The organism is Micromonospora sp. NPDC049171 (assembly GCF_040648275.1).
In the GTDB taxonomy this organism is placed as follows: Bacteria; Actinomycetota; Actinomycetes; order Mycobacteriales; family Micromonosporaceae; genus Micromonospora.
Genome location: NZ_JBEZDJ010000028.1, coordinates 53,301 through 77,133, shown reverse-complemented (window position 1 = coordinate 77,133; position 23,833 = coordinate 53,301). Strand labels below are relative to the sequence as shown.

27 protein-coding genes and 1 pseudogene are annotated in these 23,833 nt (G+C 70.6%); 11 read left to right on the top strand and 17 right to left on the bottom strand.

What is annotated here, in order from left to right:
- Positions 1 to 11 precede the first annotated feature (11 nt).
- From AB0B14_RS29680 to AB0B14_RS29620, 13 genes and pseudogenes are all read right to left on the bottom strand, one after another.
- Positions 12 to 440 (bottom strand): PIN domain-containing protein, encoded by a 429-nt coding sequence (locus tag AB0B14_RS29680; protein WP_357079918.1) that lies wholly within the window; start codon positions 438 to 440, stop codon positions 12 to 14.
- On the bottom strand, positions 437 to 655 hold the full coding sequence (locus AB0B14_RS29675; protein ID WP_357079915.1) for a type II toxin-antitoxin system VapB family antitoxin: 219 nt from the start codon (positions 653 to 655) through the stop codon (positions 437 to 439). The genes AB0B14_RS29680 and AB0B14_RS29675 overlap by 4 nt, the downstream gene beginning before the upstream one ends.
- A 28-nt stretch (positions 656 to 683) precedes the next feature.
- A complete protein-coding gene (locus AB0B14_RS29670; RefSeq protein WP_357079913.1) occupies positions 684 to 1,694 on the bottom strand; it encodes an amidohydrolase family protein in 1,011 nt (336 codons plus the stop codon).
- A complete protein-coding gene (locus AB0B14_RS29665; protein WP_357079910.1) occupies positions 1,694 to 2,218 on the bottom strand; it encodes a 3-hydroxyanthranilate 3,4-dioxygenase in 525 nt (174 codons plus the stop codon). Before AB0B14_RS29665 ends, AB0B14_RS29670 begins: the two co-directional genes overlap by 1 nt.
- Positions 2,215 to 2,643, bottom strand: coding sequence for a RidA family protein (locus AB0B14_RS29660; protein WP_357079907.1), 429 nt, complete (start codon positions 2,641 to 2,643; stop codon positions 2,215 to 2,217). Before AB0B14_RS29660 ends, AB0B14_RS29665 begins: the two co-directional genes overlap by 4 nt.
- Before the next feature lie 130 nt (positions 2,644 to 2,773).
- Entirely contained in the window at positions 2,774 to 3,547 is a 774-nt protein-coding gene (locus tag AB0B14_RS29655) for a fumarylacetoacetate hydrolase family protein (RefSeq protein ID WP_357079904.1), read from the bottom strand.
- Positions 3,544 to 4,605, bottom strand: coding sequence for a 4-hydroxy-2-oxovalerate aldolase (gene dmpG / locus AB0B14_RS29650; RefSeq protein WP_357525409.1), 1,062 nt, complete (start codon positions 4,603 to 4,605; stop codon positions 3,544 to 3,546). Before dmpG ends, AB0B14_RS29655 begins: the two co-directional genes overlap by 4 nt.
- Positions 4,602 to 5,537 carry an acetaldehyde dehydrogenase (acetylating) gene (locus AB0B14_RS29645; protein ID WP_357525408.1) on the bottom strand — a complete coding sequence of 312 codons (936 nt, stop codon included), beginning with the start codon at positions 5,535 to 5,537 and terminating at the stop codon, positions 4,602 to 4,604. The genes dmpG and AB0B14_RS29645 overlap by 4 nt, the downstream gene beginning before the upstream one ends.
- A complete protein-coding gene (locus AB0B14_RS29640) occupies positions 5,534 to 6,331 on the bottom strand; it encodes a fumarylacetoacetate hydrolase family protein (protein ID WP_357525407.1) in 798 nt (265 codons plus the stop codon). The genes AB0B14_RS29645 and AB0B14_RS29640 overlap by 4 nt, the downstream gene beginning before the upstream one ends.
- Positions 6,332 to 6,351: 20 nt before the next feature.
- Entirely contained in the window at positions 6,352 to 7,833 is a 1,482-nt protein-coding gene (locus tag AB0B14_RS29635; protein ID WP_357525457.1) for a 2-hydroxymuconic semialdehyde dehydrogenase, read from the bottom strand.
- A gap of 23 nt (positions 7,834 to 7,856) precedes the next feature.
- The gene (locus AB0B14_RS29630; protein ID WP_357525405.1) at positions 7,857 to 9,194 is read right to left on the bottom strand and encodes an NAD(P)/FAD-dependent oxidoreductase; all 1,338 of its coding nucleotides are present in this window, start codon (positions 9,192 to 9,194) and stop codon (positions 7,857 to 7,859) included.
- 77 nt (positions 9,195 to 9,271) lie between these two features.
- Positions 9,272 to 10,534, bottom strand: a pseudogene (kynU, locus tag AB0B14_RS29625) (kynureninase); the annotation flags it as partial.
- Positions 10,535 to 10,548: 14 nt separating this feature from the next.
- Positions 10,549 to 11,451 carry a tryptophan 2,3-dioxygenase family protein gene (locus tag AB0B14_RS29620; RefSeq protein WP_357080026.1) on the bottom strand — a complete coding sequence of 301 codons (903 nt, stop codon included), beginning with the start codon at positions 11,449 to 11,451 and terminating at the stop codon, positions 10,549 to 10,551.
- A 148-nt stretch (positions 11,452 to 11,599) separates the two neighbouring features.
- On the opposite strand from AB0B14_RS29620, the gene AB0B14_RS29615 reads away from it, so the two are divergent.
- The 3 genes from AB0B14_RS29615 (at position 11,600) to AB0B14_RS29605 (ending at position 13,569) form a co-directional block, all read left to right on the top strand.
- Positions 11,600 to 12,052, top strand: a complete 453-nt coding sequence (locus tag AB0B14_RS29615; RefSeq protein ID WP_357079887.1) for an Lrp/AsnC family transcriptional regulator — start codon at positions 11,600 to 11,602, stop codon at positions 12,050 to 12,052.
- 140 nt (positions 12,053 to 12,192) lie between these two features.
- Positions 12,193 to 12,717 (top strand): hypothetical protein, encoded by a 525-nt coding sequence (locus AB0B14_RS29610; protein ID WP_357079884.1) that lies wholly within the window; start codon positions 12,193 to 12,195, stop codon positions 12,715 to 12,717.
- A 12-nt stretch (positions 12,718 to 12,729) separates the two neighbouring features.
- Entirely contained in the window at positions 12,730 to 13,569 is an 840-nt protein-coding gene (locus AB0B14_RS29605) for a class F sortase (protein WP_357525403.1), read from the top strand.
- Here AB0B14_RS29605 and AB0B14_RS29600 read toward each other — a convergent pair.
- Positions 13,512 to 14,285 carry a MerR family transcriptional regulator gene (locus tag AB0B14_RS29600; protein WP_357525401.1) on the bottom strand — a complete coding sequence of 258 codons (774 nt, stop codon included), beginning with the start codon at positions 14,283 to 14,285 and terminating at the stop codon, positions 13,512 to 13,514. The two genes, AB0B14_RS29605 and AB0B14_RS29600, sit on opposite strands and share 58 nt — an antisense overlap.
- Positions 14,286 to 14,340: 55 nt before the next feature.
- Here AB0B14_RS29600 and AB0B14_RS29595 point away from each other — a divergent pair, with 55 nt between their 5' ends.
- The gene (locus AB0B14_RS29595) at positions 14,341 to 15,927 is read left to right on the top strand and encodes a DUF6194 family protein (RefSeq protein ID WP_357525399.1); all 1,587 of its coding nucleotides are present in this window, start codon (positions 14,341 to 14,343) and stop codon (positions 15,925 to 15,927) included.
- Between the two features lie 14 nt (positions 15,928 to 15,941).
- On the opposite strand, the gene AB0B14_RS29590 is transcribed toward AB0B14_RS29595, so the two are convergent.
- The gene (locus AB0B14_RS29590) at positions 15,942 to 16,478 is read right to left on the bottom strand and encodes an HNH endonuclease (RefSeq protein ID WP_030333470.1); all 537 of its coding nucleotides are present in this window, start codon (positions 16,476 to 16,478) and stop codon (positions 15,942 to 15,944) included.
- Positions 16,479 to 16,906: 428 nt separating this feature from the next.
- Here AB0B14_RS29590 and AB0B14_RS29585 point away from each other — a divergent pair, with 428 nt between their 5' ends.
- Together AB0B14_RS29585 and AB0B14_RS29580 are read left to right on the top strand one after the other, a co-directional pair.
- Entirely contained in the window at positions 16,907 to 17,665 is a 759-nt protein-coding gene (locus AB0B14_RS29585) for a hypothetical protein (RefSeq protein WP_357525397.1), read from the top strand.
- 193 nt (positions 17,666 to 17,858) lie between these two features.
- Complete coding sequence (locus tag AB0B14_RS29580; protein ID WP_357525395.1) at positions 17,859 to 18,170, top strand: antibiotic biosynthesis monooxygenase; 312 nt, start codon at positions 17,859 to 17,861, stop codon at positions 18,168 to 18,170.
- Positions 18,171 to 18,246: 76 nt separating this feature from the next.
- Here the strand turns inward: AB0B14_RS29580 and AB0B14_RS29575 are convergent, their stop codons facing one another.
- Positions 18,247 to 18,753, bottom strand: a complete 507-nt coding sequence (locus tag AB0B14_RS29575) for a nucleoside deaminase (RefSeq protein WP_357525393.1) — start codon at positions 18,751 to 18,753, stop codon at positions 18,247 to 18,249.
- A gap of 11 nt (positions 18,754 to 18,764) precedes the next feature.
- Positions 18,765 to 19,619, bottom strand: coding sequence for a GntR family transcriptional regulator (locus AB0B14_RS29570; protein WP_357525390.1), 855 nt, complete (start codon positions 19,617 to 19,619; stop codon positions 18,765 to 18,767).
- Positions 19,620 to 19,845: 226 nt separating this feature from the next.
- On the opposite strand from AB0B14_RS29570, the gene AB0B14_RS29565 reads away from it, so the two are divergent.
- The 5 genes from AB0B14_RS29565 to AB0B14_RS29545 all read left to right on the top strand — a co-directional run bounded on the left by AB0B14_RS29565 (position 19,846) and on the right by AB0B14_RS29545 (position 23,812).
- Entirely contained in the window at positions 19,846 to 20,106 is a 261-nt protein-coding gene (locus AB0B14_RS29565) for a hypothetical protein (protein ID WP_357525388.1), read from the top strand.
- The gene (locus AB0B14_RS29560) at positions 20,103 to 20,387 is read left to right on the top strand and encodes a flavin reductase (protein ID WP_357525386.1); all 285 of its coding nucleotides are present in this window, start codon (positions 20,103 to 20,105) and stop codon (positions 20,385 to 20,387) included. The genes AB0B14_RS29565 and AB0B14_RS29560 overlap by 4 nt, the downstream gene beginning before the upstream one ends.
- A 205-nt stretch (positions 20,388 to 20,592) precedes the next feature.
- Positions 20,593 to 21,603: a mechanosensitive ion channel family protein gene (locus AB0B14_RS29555; protein WP_357067244.1), complete on the top strand. Its 1,011-nt coding sequence runs from the start codon at positions 20,593 to 20,595 to the stop codon at positions 21,601 to 21,603.
- A 234-nt stretch (positions 21,604 to 21,837) separates the two neighbouring features.
- Positions 21,838 to 23,217 carry an MFS transporter gene (locus tag AB0B14_RS29550; RefSeq protein ID WP_357525455.1) on the top strand — a complete coding sequence of 460 codons (1,380 nt, stop codon included), beginning with the start codon at positions 21,838 to 21,840 and terminating at the stop codon, positions 23,215 to 23,217.
- Between the two features lie 166 nt (positions 23,218 to 23,383).
- Positions 23,384 to 23,812 carry a globin gene (locus AB0B14_RS29545; protein ID WP_357525384.1) on the top strand — a complete coding sequence of 143 codons (429 nt, stop codon included), beginning with the start codon at positions 23,384 to 23,386 and terminating at the stop codon, positions 23,810 to 23,812.
- Positions 23,813 to 23,833 lie beyond the last annotated feature (21 nt).

Here is a 23,833-nt window from a genome sequence, read left to right as displayed (position 1 = left end):
ACGTCCCCGGATCAGCTGAGCGTGCCCGCAGGCGCCACCCATTCACTGCGCGGCCCACCGACGTCACTGATCAGATCGAAGTCCCGGTCGTAGTGCAGGACGATCGCGGAGTATTCGGCAGCGGCTGCCGCCACCAGGACATCGACGGGGCTGGCCGCCCGATGGTGACCGCGTGCCGTCAGCGCCAGTTGCAGATCGCGCGCCCTGGTCGCCACGGCCTGAGTGATCGGAAGGTCGATCATCAGCTCCGCGCGGCGCGCGCGTATCGTCATGGCATCCCGGAAGTCGCGGGCGCTCCGCCCGTCTTCGAGGTCGAGCGGCACGCAGGTCGCCGCGAGCTGTTCCCCGAGGATGGTCATGATCCGCTTGCCGGCGATCGGCTGACGGACGCGACTCCAGGCCGACGTGTCAATGAGGTACAGCCCAACCGGCAGGTTCACGCGGCGTCCTGTTCCCCGCGCGGTGTCTTGTCGTCCTCGAGCAGGCCGGTCCAATCCCGGTTGATCGAAATCAGCTCCCGGATGGCCTCCATCCGCTCGCTGCGCTCCGCGACGAGCCGCAACGCGGCATGGATGGTGTCCTTCTTGCTCTTGGTGCCGAGCTCAAGGCGGGCCCGGTCGAGCAGTTCATCGTCAAGATCGATAACAGTCTTCATGCGCCGAGTATATCCGCGAAGTCTTTCGTTATATAGCCGACTCGCCGAGGAAGCGCAGGGCGTTGGCCGAGAGCAGCTTGTCGCGCTGGGTGTCGGTGAGGAAGTCGGCGTCGCGGACCACCGCGCCGGCCGGGCGTTCGCCCAGCGGGTACGGGTAGTCGCTGCCGACCAGCACCCGGTCCTCCCCCAGCGTGTCGACGAGCAGCCGCAGCGCGGGCGCCGCGAAGACCACCGAGTCGACGCTGAACCTGTCGAGGTAGCTGCTGGGCGGGGCGGCGGACGCGCCACGGACCAGGTCGCCACGGCGGTGCCAGGCGTTGTCGGCACGGCCGAGCCAGAACGGGAAGCTGCCGCCACCGTGCGCGAAGCAGATCCGCAGCGTCTCCGGCACCCGGTCGAAGACGCCACCCAGGATCATCGCCAGCACCGACAGGTGCGTCTCGGCGGGCATCCCGGTGAGCCACCGGGCCATCCACCGGTCCAGGCGCGGACCGCCCGGCATGTCCCACGGGTGCACGAACACCGGCGCGCCCACCTCGGCGCAGTGTTGCAGGAAGGTGACCACCCCGGCGTCGTCCAGGTCCCGGTCGCCGACATGGTTGCCGATCTCCACGCCGACGTGCCCGGCGGCCAGGCTGCGATCCAGCTCGGCGCAGGCGGCGTCCGGGTCCTGGAGCGGCACCTGGCAGAACGGCACCAGTCGGTCGCCCCCGGCCGCGGTGACCTCCAGGGTCAGGTCGTTGAAGATCCGCGCGACCTTCACCGCCTGGTCGGCCGGACGGTCGTAGCTGAAGAAGACAGGCGTCGGCGAAACCACCTGCACGGCCACGCCGTCGGCGTCCATGTCGGCCAGCCGGCGCGACGCGTCCCAACACTCGGCGCCGACCGGGCGGAACTCCGCCTCCCCCACCATGATCATGGCGGCGCGCTCGGAGTCGACCCGCAACCAGGGCCAACCGGACCCGCCGCACGCCGCGCCGAGGTCCGGCCAGCCCTTCGGTACGACGTGCGTGTGCACGTCGACCACGCCTGCCGGCATCAGCCCTTGCCCGGGTGCAGGGTGCCGCAGTTGGCGCAGGTGCGGGCGGCCTCGTCGGCGTAGAACGCCTGGAACACCGGCGGCAGGTCGGCCGCGATGTCGCGGACCTGCAACTCCACCTCGTGCACCCGGTGCCCGCACTCGGGGCAGTACCACTGGAAGGTCTCCAGGGTGCCCTCCTCGCGGACCCGCTCCACGACCACGCCGATCGAGCCGGCCTCCGGGCGCTGCGGCGAGTGCGGGGTGTTGCGCGGCAACATCCACATCTGGCCCTCGCGCACGTGCACCGTACGCGGCCCTTCCGGGGTCATCAGGTTGATATGCATGTTGCCCTTGACCTGGTAGAAGAACTCCTCGTACGGGTCCACGTGGAAGTCGGTGCGCTGGTTGGGCCCGCCCACCACCATCACGATGAAGTCGTCCCCGCCGGGGAACATCTCCTTGTTGCCCACCGGTGGCTTCAACAGGTGCTGGTTGTCCGCGATCCAGCCCGGAAAGCTGAACGGCTCGGCGATCTCACTCACGACTGACCTCCGGAGGGGAGAAGGGCCACGGCCTGGATTTCGATGAGCAGGTGCGGGTGCGGCAACTGGTGCACCGCCACCGTCGTGCGGGTCGGCCCGGACGCGTCGAAGAACTCCGCCCACACCTCGTTGTAGCCACCGAAGTCGTTCATGTTGACCAGGTAGGTGCTCACCTGCACGAGGTCGCCGAGGTCCGCGCCGACCGACCGCAGCAGGTCCCGCACGTTCTCGATGACCGCCCGCGTCTGCACCCGGATGTCGAGGTTCGTCGTACCGAACTCGTCGACCGACACACCGGCGAACGTGTTGTCCGGCCGCCGCGACGACGTACCGGAGACGAAGACGAACCCACCCGCCACCTTGACGTGCGGAAAAGCCCCCCGCGGAGTCGCCTTCCCGGCCACCACCCGCGCGACCCCACTCATGACCCACCCCCACCCGGCACGGCGACGCGGACCCCAACCAGGTCAGGGGTTCCGGGCAGCCCGACCGGCGCAGGGATCAAGCCTGACCGCCCGGAGCCGGTCGGGCTGCCCGGAACCCCCACGGCCGCGCTCACGAGGACACCCGCAAAGACGCCGTGCCCAGCTTCTCCACGACCGCACGGACATGGGCGCCCGGACGCAGCGGCACGGCGGCGGTGGCGGCACCGGCCAGGAAGACCCAGCCGGACTCCAGCCGCACCCCGTGCCGGCCGGCCAGCCGGATGCCCTCGTCGAGCGCCCGGCGGGGATCGCCGAGGATCGCCGCCGTCGAGCCAACCTGCGCCACCCGACCGTCGACCTCCAGCAGCACGCCCAGGTTGTCCAACCCGTCGGGCACCGGCGACCACGGCCCGATCACGAACGCGGCGGCCGAGGTGTTGTCGGCGATCACGTCCGGCAACGAGAAGCGGAAGTCCGCGTACCGGGAGTCGATCAACTCGATGGCCGGGGCGACCGCGCGGACCGCGTCGGCGAAGTCGCCGACCGGCTCACCCGGCTCGGGCAGCCGGTCCAGCAGGAACGCCACCTCCGGCTCGACCCGGGGATGGATGTACGCGGCCGGGTCAACCACGCCACCGTCAGGCACCCGCATCGCGTTGGTGAGCCGCCCCCAGATCACCTCGTCCACGCCGACCTGGGCCATCTTCGCCCGGCTGGTCAGCCCCATCTTCAGCCCGACCAGCCGCTCGCCGCGTTCCAGCCGGCGTTGCACCAGCGCGGCCTGCACGCCGTACGCGGTGTCCACGTCGAGGCCGGTCTCGGCGGCGAGCTGCGGGATCGCGGTGGCCGTGTCGGCCGCCGCGCCCAGCTTGTCGGCGATCCCGGCGATGTCTGGTCCGATCATGAGGGCTCCTTGCCGGCCAGGTCGAGTGCCACGTCCACGATCATGTCCTCCTGTCCGCCGACCATCCGGCGCCGGCCCAGCTCGACCAGGATCGACCGGACGTCCACGCCGTACTTCGCGGAGGCCCGTTCGGCGTGCCGCAGGAAGCTGGAGTAGACCCCGGCGTACCCCAGGGAGAGCGTTTCCCGGTCCACCTGGACCGGCCGGTCCTGCAAGGGGCGGACGATGTCGTCGGCGGCGTCCATCAGCGCGAACACGTCGCAGCCGTGCTTCCAGCCGTGCAGCTCGGCGACCGCGACGAAGACCTCCAGCGGTGCGTTGCCGGCTCCCGCGCCCATGCCGGCGAGGGAGGCGTCGACGCGGACGGTCCGGCCGTGGGGTGCGTCCGGGCCGACCGGCGCGGACCCGGTGACCCGGCCGTGTTCGACGGCGAGCACGCTGTTGGCGACCCCGAGGGACAGGTTGTGGTGCGCGTGGATGCCGATCTGCGTGTCCGGGTCGAGGACCTGCCGGTACGCGTCGACCCGCTGCGCCACGTCGGACATCAGCAGCCGGCCGCCGGAGTCGGTGACGTAGACGCAGTGCGCCCCGTACGACTCCATGAGCTTGGCCTGCCCGGCCAACCCGGCCGCATCGTTCATGTGCGACATCATCAGGAACCCGGCCACGTCCATGCCGTTCTCCCGGGCCCAGGAGATGTGCTGGGCGGAGATGTCCGCCTCGGTGCAGTGGGTGGCCACGCGGACACTTGTCACCCCGAGCGCCTTCGCCGCCCTCAGGTCGGCGATGGTGCCGATGCCGGGCAGCAGCAGGGTGGTCAGCTTCGCCGTGGTGAGCACCTCGGCGGCGGCGGAGATCCACTCGGCGTCGCTGGCGGCGCCGTGGCCGTAGTTGACGCTGGATCCGGCGAGCCCGTCGCCGTGCGCCACCTCGATGGCGGCCACCCCGGCGGCGTCCAGCGCGGCGGCGATGGTGCGCACCTGCTCGACGGTGTACCGGTGGGCGATGGCGTGCATGCCGTCGCGCAACGTGACGTCCTGGATGTACAGCTCGGTCATGACGCGGCCACCTCCGAGGAACGCAGGGCCACCAGCCGCTCGGCGGTGCGCAGCGCGGCGGAGGTCATGATGTCCAGGTTGCCGGCGTACGCCGGCAGGTAGTGCCCGGCTCCGGAGACCTCCAGGAAGACGGACACCTGCAACGCGGTGAGCTGCCGCCCGAGCGTCGGCAGGTACGCCTGCACCCGGTCGAACTGCACGTCCTGCTTGAGGCGGTAACCGGGGACGTACTCCTGGACCGTCGCCACCATGTCCGCCACGGAGGCGGCGATGGCGGCGCGGTCGGCGTCGGCGTCCGGGCAGAGGCAGTAGACGGTGTCGCGCATCAGCAGCGGCGGGTCCGCCGGGTTCAGCACGATGATCGCCTTGCCCCGCTCGGCCCCGCCGACCACCTCGATGGCCCGCGCCGTGGTCTCGGTGAACTCGTCGATGTTGGCCCGGGTGCCCGGCCCAGCCGAGCGGGAGGCGATGGACGCGACGATCTCCCCGTACGCCACCGGGGTGACCCGGCGGACGGCGGCGACGATCGGCACGGTGGCCTGCCCGCCGCAGGTCACCATGTTGACGTTGCGCTCGTGCAGATGCTCGTCGAGGTTGACCGGCGGCACCACGTACGGGCCGAGCGCGGCCGGGGTCAGGTCGACAACTGTGCGGCCGTGGGCGCGCAGCACCTCGTCGTGGCGTCGGTGCGCGCCGGCCGAGGTGGCGTCGAAGACCAGCTCGACGTCGGCGAACTCGGGCATCGCGACCAGGCCGTCCACGCCCTCGGCGGTGGTGGCCACGCCGAGCCGGCGAGCGCGGGCCAGACCGTCGGAGGCCGGGTCGATGCCGGCCATCGCCACCATCCGCAGGCTGTCGCTCAGCCGGAGCACTTTGATCATCAGGTCGGTGCCGATGTTCCCGGAACCGAGCACCGCCACGCCGACGCTCACGCTGACTCCCCTCGGGTGAAGGCCGTACGCACCGAGCCGAGCCCGGAGATCCGCGCCTCGTACGCGGCTCCCGGGGTGACCGGCACCATCGGGCCGAGCGCCCCGGAGAGCACCACGTCCCCGGCGCGCAGCGGGTCACCGGCGCGGGCGAGCGTGCCGGCCAGCCAGCGCAGGGCGTGCAGCGGGTTGCCCAGGCAGGCCGCGCCCGCACCCACCGAGACCGGCTCACCGGCGTGCTCCAGCACCATCCCGCACAGCCGCAGGTCGACGTCGGCGAGTCGGCGCGGCGTGGTGCCGAGCACGAAGAGCCCGCTGGAGGCGTTGTCCGCGATGGTGTCCACGATGGAGATGTCCCAGGCCGCGATCCGCGAGTCGACGATCTCGATGGCCGGCAGCACGTGGTCGACCGCGCGGATCAGGTCGACGGTGGTGAGCTGCGGGTCCGGGAGATCCTTGTCGAGCACGAACGCGATCTCCGCCTCGACCCGCGGTTGGAGGAGCCTGCCGATCGGCACCTCGACGCCGTCGTCGACCGCCATGGCGTCGGTCAGCATGCCGAAGTCGGGCTGGAACACCCCGAAGGTCTCCTGCACCGCCCGGGAGGTCAGCCCGATCTTCGCGCCGACCCGGCGTTCGCCGCGGCCCTGCCAGGCCCGCGCCTGGAGCTGCTGCACACGGTACGCGGACTCGACGTCGCCCTCCGGCAGCAGCCGACCCCGCAGTGGCGGGCACGGTTTGCCGGTGCTGCGGGCGTCGGCCAGCTCCCGGTTGGCGGCCTCGATGTCAGCTTCCATGCCCGCTCCCTCGCCACGGCTCACGACAGGTCCACGCAGACGTTCGTCAACTCGGAGTAGAAGTTCAACGAGTGCACGCCACCCTCCCGGCCGATGCCGGACGCCTTCACCCCGCCGAACGGGGTGCGCAGGTCACGCAGGAACCACGTGTTGACCCAGACGATGCCGGCGTCCAGCCGGGCACCGGCCCGGTGCGCGACGCCCACGTCCCGGGTCCACACGGTCGCCGCGAGGCCGTACTCGGTGCCGTTGGCCAGGGCGTACGCCTCGTCCTCGGTGTCGAACGGCGCCACGTGCACCACCGGGCCGAAGATCTCCTCCCGGTTGGTGCGGGCGTCCGGGCCGAGCCCGGTGAGCACTGTCGGCTGCACGTACGACCCGCCGTCGCGGGCGTCGCCGAAGGTGGGCGTGCCACCGCCGGTCAACACCTCGGCGCCCTCGGCGCGGGCCAGCTCGTACGCGCCGAGCACCTTCGCCCGGTGCTCATGCGAGATCAGCGGCATGGTGGCGGTGGCCTCGTCGGTCGGCCACCCGTACGCCAGCTCACCGGCCCGCTTCGCCAGCCGGGCGGTGAACTCCTCGAAGACCGGACGCTGCACGTAGATGCGTTCGGTGCAGAGGCACACCTGCCCGCCGTTGGTGAAGCTGGACCGCACCGAGCCGGCCACCGCGGCGTCCAGGTCGGCGTCGGCGAAGACCAGGCCGGCGTTCTTGCCACCCAGCTCGAAGCTGACCGCCTTCACCCCGTCGGCGGCGGCCCGCATGATCGCGCCACCGGTGGCCGACTCGCCGGTGAAGGTGATCGCGTCCACGCCCGGGTGGCGGGTGAGGAACTCGCCCGCCGAGTCCGGCCCGAAGCCGTGCACCAGGTTGAACACCCCGGCCGGTACGCCGGCGGCGGCCATCACCTCGGCGAGCAGCGTCGCCGAGGCGGGTGTCTCCTCACTGGGCTTGACCACCACGGCGTTGCCGCAGGCCAGCGCCGGGGCGACTTTCCAGGTGAGCAGCAGCAGCGGCAGGTTCCACGGCACGATGACCGCGACCACGCCGACCGGCTTGCGCAGCGCGTAGTTCAGCGCCCGGCCGCCGGTCGGGGTGACAGTGGTGAACGACTCGGTGGGAGCGGTCGCCACGATCTCCGCGAACGCCCGGAAGTTCGCCGCCCCGCGCGGAATGTCCAAGGTGCGGGCCTGGGTGATGGACTTGCCGGTGTCGGCGACCTCGGCGGTGACCAGGTCGTCGAAGCGGCGCTCCAGCTCGTCGGCCACGCGGCGCAGCACCTCGGCGCGCTCGCGCTCCCCCATCCGGCCCCACGGCCCCCGCAGCGCGGCCCGGGCGGCGGCCACCGCGTCGTCCACCGTAAACTCCGACGCCTCGACCACCTCGAAGACCTGCTCCCCGGTCACCGGGCTGGCCTTGGGAAACGTCGGCCCGCCGTCGACGAACTCGCCGCCGACGAAGTTGCGCAGCCGCTGCGGGCCGGCCGGCGCGTGGCCGGCCATCAGTCGCGGATCCCAGTTGTCGCTCACGCGCGCCTCCCTCGGCTCAGTGCCGCACCGATCGCGCCGAGCAGCAGCAGCGCGGCCCCGCCGGCGACCGCCCCGAGCACCCGGTGCTGTCGACGCACCCGGCGGCGCACCTCCGCGTACGGCGTGGTGGAGAAGGACACCAGCTCGTACTGGGAAACGTACCGGCCGGGCAGGGCCCGTTCCAGGGCGTGCTCCACCCGCCGCCGCGCCTGGAAGACCGGTGAGGCCACCCTGTCCCGCATCTCCACGAAGTTGGTCAACGCCATCGTGGCGATGGCCTCGGCGTTCTCCTGGCGGCGTCGCTGGAACAGCGGCAACGCGGCCAACCAGTCGTCGGCGCACTCGTCCAGGCAGCGGTCCAGCTCGACCACGTCCTCGAAGGCGCAGTTGGCACCCTGGCCGTAGAAGGGCACGATCGCGTGCGCCGCGTCGCCGAGCAGGCCGACCTTGCCGAACACCTGCCAGGGCGCGCAGCGGACCGTGCCGAGCACGCCCACCGGGTTGTGCTGGTAGTCGTCGACCAGGTTCGGTGCCAGCGGGATGACGTCCGGGTAGTGCCTGGCGAAGTGCTCCTCGATCGCCGCCGGGTCGTCCAGTGCCGCGAAGCTTCCGTCGCCCTCGTTCGGCCAGAACAGCGTGCAGGTGAAGGAGCGGTCCGGGTTGGGCAGCGCGATCATCATCGAGGTGCCGCGCGGCCAGATGTGCAGCGCGTCCTCCTCGAGCGCGAAGTCCCCGCCCAGCGGCGGGATCGTCAGCTCCTTGTATCCGTAGTCGAGGAAGTCCACGCTCTCGTCCAGCAACCCGTACGCGAGCAGTTGCCCGCGTACCGCCGAGCCGGCACCGTCGGCGCCCAGCACGACCGACGCCTTGGCGGCGACCGGGCCCTGCGGGGTCTCGAAGCTCAGGGTGCCGTCGGTCGGGTCGAGCCCGACCAGCCGGTGGTCGAAGACGACCCGCACCCCGGGCAGCGCCGCGGCCTCGTCCAGCAGGGCGTTGTTCAGCGCTCCCCGGCTGATCGAGTTGATCGCCCGGTCACCGGCGGCGCTGTACGACTGGAACTGCTGCTCCCCCTCGACCGGGTGGATCATCCGGCCGCGCATCGGCAGTGCGTCGGTCAGCACCTGCTCGGCCAGCCCGATCCGGCGCAGCGCGTCCAGACCGCGCTCGGAGAGCGCCAGGTTGATCGAGCGACCGCGCTCGGCGGTGCCGGCACGCGGGTCGGAGCGGCGCTCGTAGAGGGCCACCGGGTAGCCACGTCGGGCCAGGAAACAGGCGGCCAGACAGCCGGCCAACCCGGCGCCGATGACCGCGATCTCGTCGCGTCGTGCGGTCACGCTGAGCCGCCCTTCGTTCCCGACTGCGGGGCTCGCAACCCCGGCTCACTCCTCGCGCTCACAGAGGTCACCTTCCCCACGGTCGCCGCCAGCGCGGCGGCGGCCCGCCAGCAGTCGTGGTACGTCGAGTAGAGCGGCACCGGGGCGAACCGGACGACGTCCGGCTCCCGGGCGTCGGCGATGACGCCGTGCTCGTACCGCAGGCGTTTGGTCAGTTCGGCGGCGCTGCCGGCGCCGATGCGGACCGAGAGTTGGCAGCCCCGCCGGGCCGGGTCGCGCGGGGTGACCACGCGCAGCGGCCGGTCGACGACGACCTCGTCGAGCAGCGACTCCAACCAGCCGGTGAGCCGTTGGCTGCGGGCGCGCAGCGCGGTCATCCCGACCGCGTCGAACAGCTCCAGCGAGGTCCGCACCGGGCCCATCGCGAAGATCGGCGGGTTGGAGATCTGCCAGGCCTCCACAGTGGATGGTGGCCGGGACTCCGGGGTCATCTCGAACCGAGTCGCCGCCGCGGTGCTCCACCAGCCCTCGAACCGGGGCAGGGTCTCGTCGCCGAGGTGCCGCTCGTGCACGAACACGCCGGCCAGCGCACCCGGTCCCGAGTTCAGGTACTTGTAGGAACACCAGGCGGCGAAGTCGACGTCCCAGTCGTGCAGGGCCAGCGGCACGTTGCCGACCGCGTGGGCCAGGTCCCAGCCGACGATCGCGCCGGCGGCCCGGCCGGCGGCCGTGATCGCCGGGATGTCCAACAGCTCGCCGGTGAGGTAGTTGACCCCGCCGAGCAGCACCAGCGCCACCCGGTCGCCCTCGGCGGCCAGGTAGTCGGTCACGTCCTCGGTGCGCAGGGCGTCCTCCCCGGGGCGCGGACGCAACCGGACCACCGTGTCGTCCGGGTCCAGGCCGTGGAACCGGGCCTGACTGCGCACCGCGTAGCTGTCCGAGGGGAACGCGGCGTCCTCGATGACGATGCGGGTGCGCACGCCGGCCGGGCGGTAGAAGCTCACCATCAGCAGGTGCAGGTTGACCGTGAGGGAGTTCATCACCACGGTCTCCGCGGGCCGGCCGCCGACCAGTCGGGCCGCCGGCGCGGTCAACAGCTCGTGGTACGGCAGCCAGGGCCGTTGCGCCTCCAGGTGCCCCTCGACGCCGAGCCGCCCCCAGGCGTCCAGGTCGGCGAGGAGTTCGTCGCGGGTGGCCCGGGGTTGCAGGCCGAGCGAGTTGCCGGCGAGGTACGCCGCCTCGGGGTGGTCGCCACCGTCGGCCGGCGGCACGTGGAACAGGTGCCGGTGGCCGGGGTCGGCCTCGTCGAGATGGTGCGCTTCTTGTTCTGGGGTGTGCATGTCTCGCTCTCCGGTCACATCGCGGTCCGGGCCGACCACAGCTCCGGGAAGACCACCCGGGACATGCTGCGCTGCAACCACGCCAGCCCGGCGGAGCCACCGCTGCCGACCTTGGCACCCATCGTCCGCTGCACCGCCTTGACGTGGTTCCAGCGCCAGTCGCCGAACTCCTCGGCGACGCCACTGAGCGCCTCGCCGAGCAGCCGCAGGTGGTTGTCCGGGCCGTGGTCGTCGTAGATCCGTACCCAGGCCGCCTCGACCAGCGGGTGCGGGTCGTGCTCGACTGCCACGTCCCGGTCGAGCAGGTCGGCGGGGAGGTCGAAGCCGTGCCGGGCGAGCAGTGCGAGCACGTCGTCCCAGAGGCTCGGGGTGGTCAGGGCGGCGTTCAGCTCGGCGTGCACCTCGGCCTGCCGGCGGAACGGGCGGATCAGCGTCGGGTCGCGCAGCCCCAGCAGGAACTCCAACTGCCGGTACATCGCCGACTGGAAGCCGGAGGCCTCGCCGAGCAGGTTGCGGAACCTGTTGAAGTCGGCCGGGCTCATCCACCGCAGCCCCTGCCAGGCGGCGTTGAGCCCCTCCAGGTGCAGCTTGGCGCGGCCCAGCGGGGCCAGCGCCTCCCAGACCTGGTCGGCGCGGATCAGCCGCTGGGTCTCCCGCAGTTCGTGGCAGGTCAGCCCGAAGTACAGCTCCATGATCTGGCTGACCATCAGGAAGGACATCTCGCCCGGGTCGCTGCTGAGCGGGTGCTGCATCTTGTGCAGGGCGCTGGCCTGCACGTACGCGTCGTACGGCACCATGTCGGCGAACTCCAGGGTCGGCTCGCCACCGGTGCGCGCCGCCTGCGCGGCACGCTGCCCGGGGGTCACCGGTTGCACCGTGGCACGGCGGTTCGGCGCCCGCCGTTCCGTCTGATCCACCATCTCGTCTCCCTCGCCCGGACTGGCCGACGTCATGATCTCGCGGTCGGATCGGCCTGCGGAATGCCGAATCAACGGCTCTCACCGCCTTCTCCTGGCAAACCGAAGGCAACTAGGCGAATTTGGTTCACGAAAGTAAGGTCTGAGCGTGGACGACATGGACTGGGCGCTGCTGCGGGAGCTGCAGGCCGACGCGCGGCTCTCGTTCAGCGAGTTGTCCCGGCGGGTGCACCTGTCCCCACCGGCCGTCGCGGAACGGGTTCGCCGGCTGGAGGAGGCCGGGGTCGTTACCGGCTACCACGCCCATGTCGACCTGACCCGCGCCGGCCGCACCGTGGTCGCGCTGATCCGGATGTCCTGCTACGGCGCGCGCTGCATCCTGCACGACCCGGCGGTGGCCGACTGGCCGGAGATCCTGGAGATCCACCGGATCACCGGCGACGCGTGCAGCATGCTGAAGGTGGCCGCCGGCTCGATCGGCGACTTCGAGGCGGTCATCGACCGGCTCGCCCCGTACGGCCAACCGTCGAGCACGATGGTCCTCTCCTCCCCGCTGGGCTGGCACCCCATCACCCCCCTGCCCTCGCCCCGCCGCGGCTGACCCGGGTTTGGCCCCGAGCCAGCGGGAAAGCAGCGCGTGCCCAGGGGACGCCCTTCCTTCCGTCCGGAGTGCCGCTGTGCGGCGTGGAGGCGGAACGAGGGGCGGAGGTTCCGGCGGTCGTCGCCGGTTGGGGGGAAATCATGCAGGCAATCCGCACGATCAACCGCGCGCTCTCGTCCGCACTGGCACTTGTCGCGCTGGTCGGGGCGTTCGTCCTGATGTCGGCCGCGTCGGCGCGTGCCGGTGAGAACGTCTTCGTCGAGGTGACGCCGAACAGCGTCCAGGCCGGCAGCCGGGTCAGCATCAAGGCGAGCTGCGACAACGACAACAACGACCGCAAGTCCAGCGTGCACTCCGATGCGTTCGGGCACGTGATGCTCAAGCCGGACAAGGGGTTCCTGACCGGGCAGGTCACCATCGCCCGGGACAAGCCGGCCGGTGACTACCCGGTGGACCTGCGCTGCGACAACGGCCAGACGTCGTCGACCACGCTGACCGTGCTGAACATGGCCTCACCGAGCAAGGGACCGGCGACCGGGGGTGGCGGAACGGCGGGCGGTCGCGGCACCGGCTCACTGCTGCTGCTCGGCGGGGTGGCACTTGTCGCCACGGCTGTCGCGCTCGGGATGGCCGGCGGCCGACGTCGGAGTGGAGCCGGCTCCTGAGCCGGGTGACCCATGACCCGCAGATCCGCGCGTACGCGGTCGGAGCACCGCGCCCGCCTCCGGGCCGGTGCGGCGCTGCGCGCCTCCGTACGCCTGCTGGTTCGTGTCTCCGGCCGGCTGGGTCGGGCCGCCGGGCAGGCCGGGTCGGCAAGTGTCGCCACCCCGGATCCGGCCGCCGGTGCGCTGCCACCGAACCGCCCGACCGCCGCACGGTCGTTGCGACCCCGTTTCGGTACGGGTCCGGGGCTGCCGGTGCTGGCCATCGCCGCGGTGATGGTGCTGATCGTGGCGATGCTCGGCGTCGAGCAGGTGACCGGCATGAGCCTGCTGCCGGACCGGCTCAGCGCCGGATTCCGACCGCCGCCGAGGAAGTTCCCGGTGTTGACGGCGAGCCGTCCGACAAGCCTCGCCATTGACAAGATCGACGTGCGGGCGCCCGTGCACGAGGTGGGCATCGCCCCGGACGGCACGATCGCCGTGCCGGACGCGGCCCGCGCCCAGGAGGCCGGCTGGTACGACCAGGGGCCCACCCCCGGCCAGTACGGCCCGGCGGTGATCGTCGGGCACGTCGACACCACGAGTGGGCCGGCGGTCTTCCACCAGCTCCGCGAGTTGCGCGACGGCGACCAGATCGAGGTCAGCCGCACCGACGGCAGCGTGGCGGTCTTCGAGGTGAACTCGGTGGAGAAGTTCGACAAGGGACGCCTGCCGGTGGACGAGGTGTACGGCGACTTCAGCCGCCCGAGCCTCCGACTGATCACCTGCGGCGGTCAGTGGGTCGGCGGCGAGACCGGCTACTCGGACAACGTGGTGGTGTTCGCCTCGCTGGTCAGGGCGCGTCCAAGCGGCTGACCATCGTCGATGTAGTCGGCGAGCCGGGCGGCCCCGGTGAGCATCGCCCGGCCGCGCTCGGTGAGCCGTTGCCGCCACCGACCCAGCGACGCGGCGAGCGCTTCGGTGCCGCCCGCGCCGCGCACCTGACCCAGCACCCCGGCGATGTGGTCGAGCCGGTATCCGCCACGGCGCAACAGGTGGGCCAACTCGGCGTCGCGGACGTCGTCCGGGAGGTAGACCCGGTAGTGGGTCACCGGATCGCGCACCGGCCGCAGCACCCCGGCCCGTTCCCACTTGCGCAGCGTGGCCGGCCGAACACCGAGGCGGTGGGCCAGCACGCTGATCGGCACGGCCTTCCGGGTCTGCGGTTGCGGCCGCGTCGCGCCGAGCGCCGCCACCGCCGACTCGACCGCGTCCAGGGTTTCCCGGTCGCGCTGGAGCAGGGCGTGACCCTCGTCGATGACGCGCAACGCCATGGCGATCTCGCCCCGGTTGACGGCCCGCATGATCTCGCCACTGGCCGCGTAGCCGTGGCCCGGGATCAGCGCGAGGTAGGCACTCAACGCCCTGGCGTGGATCTCGGTGAACCGGCGGTAGCCGTTCGGGGTGCGCGGGGCCGGCGGCAGGACGCCGTCTCGTTCGTAGTTGCGGACGGCCTGCGCGGACAGACCGTGGGCGCGCGCGAGGTCGACCGGGCGGCGTACCCCGGGGTTTGAGGGTTGTGTGGCCGTCACCAGTGCTCCGTCGCTCCCAAGCTTCAACCGCTGGTTCAACGATACGGTTTATGGAATGCCAGCTTTTCTCGACCTGCTCGCGGCTTCCCCGGACCTGCTCGCGCTCGGCGAGCCGACGCACGGCGAGTCCGCCTTCCTGCAACTGCGCAACGACGCCTTCCTGTCGCTGGCCGAGCACGGCTACCGGTCGATCGCCCTGGAGAGCGATCGGGCCGCCGGGCTGATCGCCGACGAGTTCGCGCAGGGCGGTGCCGTGCCCCTCGACCGGGCGCTCTCCGCGGGGTTCAGCCACGACTTCGGCACCGCGCCGGCCAACCGCGACCTCCTGCTGCGGATGCGGGAGTGGAACGCGCAACGGCCGGCCGCGCAACGCCTGACGTTCCACGGCTTCGACGCCCCCCTGGAGTTGGCGAACGCCCCGAGCCCTCGGCGCCACCTCACCCGGGTCTGCGACTTCCTCGGCCTGGATCGATCCGCCGAGATCGACGACCTGGTCGGGGACGAGGCGCGGTGGAGTGACACGGCCGCCATCTGGGAGCCGGGCCGGTCGGTGGGGCGCTCGACCGACGCCGGACGACTGCGGGTGCTCGCCGACGACCTGCTGACCGAGTTGTACCTGCGGGCGCCCGGGAAGTCCGCGGGCTGGACGGCGGCGTTCGTGCACGCGACGTCCGCGGTCGCCCTGCTGCGCTACCACGCCGCGGCGGCCGCCCCACTGGCGCAGGAGGAACGCTTCGTCCGCCTGGCCGCGGTCCGGGACGCGCTGATGGCCGAGAACCTGCTCGCGATCCGGTCCGCCGAGGCACACCGTGGGCCCACGCTGGCCTTCGGGCACAACACGCACCTCCAGCGCCACCCGGGCACGATGACCCTGGCCGGTACCGAGGTGTCGTGGGCCGGCGCCGGCGCGATCGTCGCGTCGCTGCTGGGCGACCGGTACGCGGTGATCGTCGGCAGCCTGGGCGCGAGCCCGGCGCTGGGCATCGGGGCGCCCGACGCGTCGACCTACGAGGGCAGACTCCAGCAGGAGACCGGCCTTCCCCGGTACGTGCCGGCGTCCGACATCGGGCCGGCCGAGCAGCGGACGCACGACTACCGCTATCTCCCGCTGGACCGGGCCGCCGTCGACCACGCCGACGCGGTCCTGCACGTCCCGACCGGCGTCGACGCGGCCGTGCTCGCCGATCGGATCGTCGCGCTGCCCGGCGTCGAGCAGGTTGTGGCGAGTGCGGAGAACGGTTCACCCGAGGCGGCCTGGGGCGACCGGTTCTTCTTCGTCGGCCCGGACCGCCGGCAGCCGTTCGCCACCATCGTCGAGCACGACGTGCCCGGCTTCGACGAGGCCGCCCAGTTGGACCGCCCCGGCGTCTTCCGCCTCAACCTGGACCTGGGCCGGAACGAGTTCGAACGACGCTTCGGCTTCCCGCCCAGGGCGTTCGACGACCACCGGGACGAGTTCGACTTCGCCCGGCTCGACACCCTCACGCCGCACCCGGGTTACGCGCTTTACGGCTTCGCCAGCGTCGTCATGCCCGGCCCGCACCTGCTGCCCGAGATCGACAGGCTGTTGGCGGTCGCACACGCTCGGGCAGTCGACCGCCACGAGCGGGCCGCGCGCCGGGCCACGGCACAGCAGGCCTGAGCCCGCGACGCTTGTCAGGCGGCGGCTTCCGGCTCCCGCAGGTCCAGCCAGTCGGCCCAGCGGGGGTCGGGAGCGCGGTGCCCGAGCACCCGCCAGGCGGTGCCCTTCGGCGCTGCGGGCAGCGCGTGCAACCGCCACCCCATCTCCGCCGGTGTCTTGTCGCCCTTGGTGTGGTTGCACCTGGCGCACGCGGCGACCACGTTCTCCCAGGCGTGCCGGCCACCCCGGCTGCGGGGAAAGACATGGTCGATGGTCTCGGCCGGGCCCCGGCAGTAGGCGCACCGCCACCCGTCCCGGGCGAAGATCGCCCGTCGGGACAGCCCGACGTGCGTGCGGTACGGCACGCGGACGAAGCGGGTCAGCCGGACCACGGACGGCACCGGGAGCGCGTCGCGGGCGCTGTGCAGGATGCCGTCACCATCGGCGACGCAGACCGCCTTGGCGGAGAGAACGAGGATCGCGGCGCGACGCACCGACACGACACACAGCGGCTCGTAGGTGGCGTTGAGGACCAACGCGCCGGAGCCCACCGTGGGTCGTATGTCAGGCATCGCGATCACCCTCCCGGTTCAGCGGCTGCTGCGGACCGCCGCCGACCGGGTCCGGGCATGCCGGCCCACACGGTCGACGCCGAGCCGATCACCGACGTCCGTTGCGCCAATAGTCCCTGATCGGACCCCGGATTGCACGCACTAATCCCTCATGGGGTATGAGGATCATGCGCATCCGGGCGGATCGCCGTCCCAGCCTGGGCGAACTCTGCCGTTGCCTGACAGTGGTTGACAGCCCTTGCCGGTCTCAGTTGTGCCCGATGATCTTCGGCTCCGCCCCTCCCCGGCTGCCGCCCTCAGCCATCCCGTCGGCCTTCGTCCGCACCCCGTGGAGTGGGTGGGGCCTGCCCGGTCATCGACGCTTCGTTGTTCTGCGTCGACCGATCGGCTAACCATTCCTGCAACCGCCGGCTCGTATGGTCACGGGCATGATCGGCAAGGTTTCGGCTGCCATGGTGCAGCACCGGCACGTCGTCTTGATGCTTGGCCTACTGGTGGCAAGCGTGAACGTCGCGGCCGTCGGGTTCGTGCCCACCTTTGGGCAGCGCCTGTTCTTCCCGCTGCTCTTCCTTACCTTGGCGGTCCTGGTCCTGGCGCTCATCACCATGGGGATCCGTCCCGCCTACTTCGTGGTGCAGCCGCAGATTCCGGCCCTCGCCACACCCGCGCCAGCGTGGAAGGTGTTCATTGCCCTGGGCTTCCTCGCGCCTGCATCGGCCAGCATCGGCGCAGTGGTGCGTTCGACCAGGGCAGGCATTGCGTCGACGTTCGACATGCTTGCCAATATCCCCTGGTTTGTGCTGATCGTGCTGTTGCTGGTCGAGGCGTGGCGGGGTTACGGGGTACAACTCCATCCTTACGGGATACGGCAGCGTTGGGCTCTCGGCTCACTCACTGTGCCGTGGGAGGCCCTACCGGCCGCTCAGATCCCCCCAGGTGTCGACCGCCCCTCGCGGCTCCGGATGACGATCGCGGAACCCCAGCTGGTGCGGCGACGCGGTATTCCGTGGAGCCGGAAGTCCCTGCGCACCGACAACATCGACGCCGGGTTTCTCGCCGCAGCAATCCGGCACTACGTCTGCCACCCGGAACACCGGGCTGCGATCGGCAACCAGGACGAGTACGAACGGCTTCTCGCCGAGTTGCCCGACCGAGACGGTCGGAGGGACGCGGGCGACGACTCCTAGGCCAAACGTCAAGCATGTCCTGGGACGGATCCGTCAAGCATCAGGTGGGACACACTACTTGCCCAGACACCCCGCCAGGCACCGCCTACCACCCGAAGGAAATCCGCAATAGAATACGGGTGGCCGCACATGAGTACGGCTGGAGTTGCGTACACGAATCGCAACTCTCAGCTCCAATCAGGGGGTTGGTTGTATGTTCGCACTAGTGGTGCGATTCGACCTGAAAGACGACCAGAGCGCACAGGCGTTTGACGCTCTTGTAGCTGAAACCGGGGCCGGAATCCGTGCCCACGAGCCGGGGACTCTGATCTACGCCACGCACTCTGTCGAGGGGGCACCGCTCGCTCGGGTCTTCTATGAGTGCTACGCGAACCGAGAGGCATTCGATGCGCACGAGCGGCAGCCTCACGTGATTCGATTCCTCAAAGAGCGCGAGCTGTATACGCAGAACGTACGTGTTGAGTTCTTGAAAGTTGGACCCAGTAAGGGTGTCGAGCCAAGTTGATGGCTGACCGCAGCAATGAGCAGGGTAAGGCAACACGACGACCATGGGCAGCCCATCCGGCACCATCTGGAGTGCGTCAGTATTTGGGATCTACTGGCGTCGGCAACTTGTCCGCCCAGGAACGCAATACCGAAACCGCCTGCTCTCGCATCTGGCCCGATATTACCTCTTCCCGGATAGAGCGTCGGGGAGCCGGATAGGTCAGCTCGCGATATAGCTGCAGATCCTCGAACCCATAAGTGGCGACGTCGTGGCTTGTCGCGCCGAAGACCACTCGATCAAGCCTTGCCCAGTAACAAGCTACAAGGCACATGGGGCAAGGTTCGCTGCTGGCATACATCGTTCCGCCAGTGAATAGGTGCGTTCCCGTCCGGGATCCCGCGTCCCGCAAGGCCATAACCTCGGCGTGGGCGGTAGGGTCGCGAAGTTCGACGACACTGCTCGTCCCCTCGCCGATGATCTCGCCGGCCAGCACCACTATCGATCCGAACGGCGTCTTACCCTCGCCTTCGAGCGCGCGCCTCGATATCTCGATGGCGCGTTGCAAGAACTCGTGATCTGCCTGCCTTGAAGCGTTCGACACTCCGGTCTCCCCTAGTTGCCCCTGTCAGTTCCGCTGCCGGCTTGGCGCTTCTTCGGCCAGGGCTTGAGTTCCGTGACGAAGCGAAACTCGGTTCGGTCTGCCGGATAGTCGGCATCGGAGATCTCCACAACACTCCCGTCCAGGTCGTAGGAGATGCGACGGCAGGACAGAAGGGGGATACCCTCCGCCAGTCCCCATGTCTGCGCTTCTACCGTCGTCGGCATCCTTGCGGTCACCTCATCAACCATCCGGGTTATCTCGACATCCACGGTCAGAAGCTGGTGTTGCGTGCCTCCCGGCCAGGGCTCGTTGTTGTCGTCCAAGATCGCCGGGTTGTTGCGGACCAGCGCCACCGGAAGGTGGGACACGCTGTAGGACAGGAGGTGTCCCGTCTGGCCGTCATGCGCCTCGTACCGTCGCCGCAGCAGCGGCTCGCCACTCGGGACCTTGAAGACCTCCGCCAACTCCGGACTTGCATCGATCACGTCGTAGTGAGCGCTGAACTTCTGCTCTGCGATCGACATGTTGAGGTTCGTCTCGGCTTCGCCGATGACAGCTCGCTCGGACTCAGGCCGGATGGCGCGATCCTTCTCAACCTGGTGCCGGTCCGATGACCGAACGACCTTCCTCACCGGAACGCGCACCCGGGGAGCCTTGCCTCGTCCGGCATCGACCAAGCCTTGCGCCTTCAACAGGTTCATAGCGCCACGGGCTGAGTTCATGCTGCATGACCACTGCTCACAGATCTCCGCCAACGTCGGCAGGGAGTCACCCGGCGCCAGCTCCCCGCGCTCGATCTGCATCCGGATGTCGTCAGCGATCCGGAGCTGGATGGGCGCTTGGACGGCAGTGCGTCGCGGTTCCATGCCGCCATCCTTGCAGGTTTGTGGGCAAACCTCTTGTGGCCTTCCTCATCGATGCGTACTCTGCGTTTCGTGGAGTTTGTGGGCAAACCCACAAACTGAGCAGTCGCTCAAGGTGAGCGAGCCCTAGGTGAAGGGAGTCGGGGTGGGATCGAGTCACGCCCCGCCCCTGCTGGCTCCGCCCCGGCGGGGGCGGGTGCTCAACCGGAACCGATCCCCGGAGGTTGCAGTGGAGCCAGAAGCCGAGCTTGAGCACCTTCACGAACGGGTGCGCGACCTGGAGACAACACTTCGGCTGTCCCGGCGGCAGTTGTTCGACGCGCGCAGTCGCTTGGCCGCCATCGCACGGATCACGGACGACCTGGAGCGGGCGACCCGGGCACCGGGGGTGGTCTTCGGGTCGGTGAACTCGGTCATCAACAACCAGCACCCTCCATTGCGCCGGCTGAGCCGCTGGTCGCCGGTCAGATATCGGGGGGTTCAGCGGTGAGCCGCCAAAGGCACGGCCCGGTCCGGCCCTTCTGGTTCTGCGCCAACTGCGTGCATCCCTGGCCGTGCGAGAGTGCCAAAGCCGAACTGGTGGCCGAATACTCCGACGCGCCGAGGTTGCTCGGGGTCGACATGGCGGATTGCCTGACCGAGGCGGGCCGGGACCTGGCCGAGTTGTACCGGACCACACCGGACCCCGTCGAGATGTACGCCCGTTTTCTGGGCTGGGTGAAGCGGGCCCTCGCCACCAGCCGACCCCGGAACGCGGGTCACCTCGACTGATTCTGAGCCTCGATGCTCCTAGCCGCCGGTCAGGGGCATCGTCGTGCCCGGAGGCGGAGACACCCCCCGGGTTTACAAGGAAGCGATCGTCACTGCTCGCCAGCGTCCGGTCGGGCGGTCACCCGGCCGGTGGGTCGGCGGCGGGCGCGCGGGGTCCTTGCGGTACGAAGACAGGGTGAGTGCCGCCAGCGTGACGCCCCTTGCCCTGTCCACCGTCGGGTCGGTGAACTGCCAGGGCAGTTCCTCCTGCGAATTCCTGTACCGAATGACCAGGTCGGCCTGGTTCGCCGAGGGCAGTTACTGGATCCTGCTCAAGCCGCTGCGGGTGCTGCTGATCGTGGCGCTGGCGATGGTGGCCCGCTGGGCGGTGCACCGCACCCTCAACCGGTTGGTCCGTACGACGACCGACGGTGCGGTGCCGACCATGCTGCGGCCGCTGCGTGAGCGGGTGCCCAGCGCCGCGGTCGACCCGACCGAGTTCGTGCCCGAGCGACGACGGCAGCGGGCCGAGGCGATCGGCTCGGTGTTGCGCAGCCTGACCACCGCGTTCGTCTTCGGCATCGCCCTGCTGATGATCCTGCGCGAGTTCAGTTTCGACCTGGCGCCGCTGCTGGCCAGCGCGGGGATCGCCGGTGTCGCGCTGGGCTTCGGCGCGCAGAGCCTGGTCAAGGACCTGATCGCCGGCCTGTTCATGCTGATCGAGGATCAGTACGGCGTGGGCGACAACGTCGACCTGGGCGAGGCGATGGGCGTGGTCGAGTCGGTCGGGCTCCGGGTCACCACCGTGCGCGACGGTCGCGGGGTGCTCTGGTACATCCGCAACGGCGAGATCATCCGGGTGGGCAACAAGAGCCAGGGCTGGGCCCTCGTGGTGGTGGACCTGCCGATCGGGTTCAACAGCACCGAGGAGGCGACCGCCGTCCTGCGCACCGCCGCCGCCTCGATCGCGGTGGACCCGGAGCTGTCGCCGGAGATCGTGGAGGCGCCGGAGGTGCTGGGTGTCGAGCAGGTGACGGTGGACGGTGCGGTCATCCGGACGGTGGTGAAGACGACCGCGGACGGGCAGTTCGCGGTGGGCCGGGAGTTGCGCAGGCGGCTGGCGGAGGCACTGGAAAACTCGGGGATCACCGCGCAGATCGCGGCGGCCCGCATCTATCCCGGGCTGCCGCCCCGGCCGTTGCCCGACGGTGAGACGGGTCAGGGCGGTGCCACCTGACCCACCCGGCACTGTCCTCGGATTCGGGGGTCGCGAGCCAGCCGGCCCCTCAGGTATCGTCCGTTCGTTCAGTCGGGGAAGCGACGAATGACCCGTTCGGCCTAGATAGTTGTCAGACGATCGGGCAGAATCCGGAGCACGCGTTCCCGCCAAAGCGTGATCACAACCTCGCTGATCCGTAGATCTGACGAGCGCCTCCGGCCGGGCTGCCACGAGCGGCCGATTCGGAGGCCGATGGAGGCGACGGTGCCCGACGAGCGACCTTCCGCGGAAGACCCCGCCACTTTTCGCGAAGTGTTCGCCCAGCAGGAGTTCCGCGCCGTTTTCACGGCGGGCGCTCTCTCCTGGGTCGGTGATTACGTCGCGAAGGCCGCCGTCACCCTGCTCGTCTACCAGAAGACCCACTCGGTGGGGCTCTCCGCGGTGGCCTTCGCGGTCAGTTTCCTGCCCTGGTTGCTCGGTGGTCCGGTGCTCGCCGCACTCGCGGAGCGGTACCCGTACCGGCGGGTGATGGTGGCGTGTGACCTCATCCGGATGGCGCTGATGCTGCTCATCGCCATCCCGCTGTTGTCGTACCAGGCGGTACTGGTGCTCATCTTCGCCGCCACGCTGGCCAACCCGCCGAGCCAGGCGGCCAAGTCGGCGTTGATGCCGCAGATGCTCGCCGGAGACCGGCTGGTGCTCGGGCTGTCGCTGAACGCCAGCGTGGGGCAGGCGGCCCAGATCGTCGGGTACGTGCTCGGTGCCGCCGTCGCCTCGATCGACCCGCGGGTCGCGCTCCTGTTCAACGCGGCCACGTTCGGCGTCTCGGCGCTGCTGGTCCGCTTCGGCGTGCGCGACCGCCCGGCGGTGCCGAACCCGGCACACCGCAGCCACCTGCTGCAGGAGACCCGCCAGGGTTTCACCATCGTGTTCGGCACACCGGTGCTGCGGGCGATCGCGGTGCTGGTGTTCAGCGCGATGCTCTTCTCGATCCTCCCCGAGGGGCTGGCCGTCGGCTGGGCCAACGAGGAGGGCAGCGGCGGCATGAGCGCGAGCACGGCCCAGGCGGTGATCATGGTGGCCGGCCCGGTCGGCTTCATCCTTGGCGGATTGCTGGTGAGCCGCCTGTTCGGCCCGGCCCGCCGGCTGAAGCTGATGCGGCCGCTCGCGGTGATCGCCCCACTGATGCTGGTGCCGACGTTGTTCGATCCGCCACCGCTGGCGGTGGCACTGCTTGCCGCTCTCTGCGGTTTCGCGGTCGCCGGCATGCTGCCGATGGCCAACGGGCTCTTCGTCCAGGCGCTGCCCAACGGCTTCCGGGCCCGCGCCTTCGGGGTGATGGCGACCGGTGTCCAGGTCATCCAGGGTTTCGCGGTGCTGGCCACCGGTCTGATCGCCGATCGCTTCAACAACATCCCCTTCGTGGTGGGGGTGTGGAGCGCGGTCGGCGTGGTGCTGATGGCGGTGGCCGCGCTGTGGTGGCCGGATCGGCAGACGATCGACGACGCGATCGCGGCGGCCACGGCGGCCAATGCCGCGCCGCCCGACGATCCGGACGACACCGGCGGCGCGGCCGCGGGCCCTCCCGAGCCGCGTAGTGGCGAGGGCCACCGCCGGCACGCGGTCACCTGACCCGGGGCACGCCCGTCCGCCTCGCGCGGGCTGAGCGCCCAGGGGACACGCCCGTCCGCCCCGCGCGCGGGCTGAGCGCCCGCCAGCGGGACGCATCGGCCCGGCGTGATCCGACGCACGCCGAGCGGGTCGGGCTGGCGTACGGCGCACCTGGCAGGATGGAACGGTGAACCCCGCAGGCGAATCCGAGCGTCCCGGTGCTTCGACGACCCTCTTCGAAGCGGTCGGCGGCGAGCCCACCTTCCGCAGGCTGGTCGACGAGTTCTACGCCGGCATCGCCACCGATCCCCTGCTGCGACCGATGTACCCGGAGGACGACCTGGGGCCGGCCGCGGAGCGGATGACCCTGTTCCTGATGCAGTACTGGGGTGGCCCGAACACGTACTCCGCCCAGCGTGGCCACCCGAGGCTGCGGATGCGGCACGCGCCGTTCCGGATCGGCGCCGCCGAACGGGACGCCTGGCTCCGCAACATGCGCCGCGCCGTGGACCGGCTCGACCTCGAGCCGGAGATCGCCGCGACACTCTGGGACTACCTGGAACGGGCCGCGTACTTCATGGTCAACGTCATGGACGACCCGGCCGACGGCGTCTGACCCGGCCGCACCACCCGTGGC

Excerpts from the sequence above, each read along its gene's own strand:
- AB0B14_RS29675 (WP_357079915.1), bottom strand. The coding sequence starts at position 655 with ATGAAGACTGTTATCGATCTTGACGATGAACTGCTCGACCGGGCCCGC.
- AB0B14_RS29670 (WP_357079913.1), bottom strand. The coding sequence starts at position 1,694 with ATGCCGGCAGGCGTGGTCGACGTGCACACGCACGTCGTACCGAAGGGC.
- AB0B14_RS29660 (WP_357079907.1), bottom strand. The coding sequence starts at position 2,643 with ATGAGTGGGGTCGCGCGGGTGGTGGCCGGGAAGGCGACTCCGCGGGGG.
- AB0B14_RS29655 (WP_357079904.1), bottom strand. The coding sequence starts at position 3,547 with ATGATCGGACCAGACATCGCCGGGATCGCCGACAAGCTGGGCGCGGCG.
- dmpG (WP_357525409.1), bottom strand. The coding sequence starts at position 4,605 with ATGACCGAGCTGTACATCCAGGACGTCACGTTGCGCGACGGCATGCAC.
- AB0B14_RS29640 (WP_357525407.1), bottom strand. The coding sequence starts at position 6,331 with ATGGAAGCTGACATCGAGGCCGCCAACCGGGAGCTGGCCGACGCCCGC.
- AB0B14_RS29635 (WP_357525457.1), bottom strand. The coding sequence starts at position 7,833 with ATGGCCGGCCACGCGCCGGCCGGCCCGCAGCGGCTGCGCAACTTCGTC.
- AB0B14_RS29610 (WP_357079884.1), top strand. The coding sequence starts at position 12,193 with ATGCAGGCAATCCGCACGATCAACCGCGCGCTCTCGTCCGCACTGGCA.
- AB0B14_RS29605 (WP_357525403.1), top strand. The coding sequence starts at position 12,730 with ATGACCCGCAGATCCGCGCGTACGCGGTCGGAGCACCGCGCCCGCCTC.
- AB0B14_RS29595 (WP_357525399.1), top strand. The coding sequence starts at position 14,341 with ATGCCAGCTTTTCTCGACCTGCTCGCGGCTTCCCCGGACCTGCTCGCG.
- AB0B14_RS29590 (WP_030333470.1), bottom strand. The coding sequence starts at position 16,478 with ATGCCTGACATACGACCCACGGTGGGCTCCGGCGCGTTGGTCCTCAAC.
- AB0B14_RS29585 (WP_357525397.1), top strand. The coding sequence starts at position 16,907 with ATGATCGGCAAGGTTTCGGCTGCCATGGTGCAGCACCGGCACGTCGTC.
- AB0B14_RS29580 (WP_357525395.1), top strand. The coding sequence starts at position 17,859 with ATGTTCGCACTAGTGGTGCGATTCGACCTGAAAGACGACCAGAGCGCA.
- AB0B14_RS29570 (WP_357525390.1), bottom strand. The coding sequence starts at position 19,619 with ATGGAACCGCGACGCACTGCCGTCCAAGCGCCCATCCAGCTCCGGATC.
- AB0B14_RS29550 (WP_357525455.1), top strand. The coding sequence starts at position 21,838 with ATGGAGGCGACGGTGCCCGACGAGCGACCTTCCGCGGAAGACCCCGCC.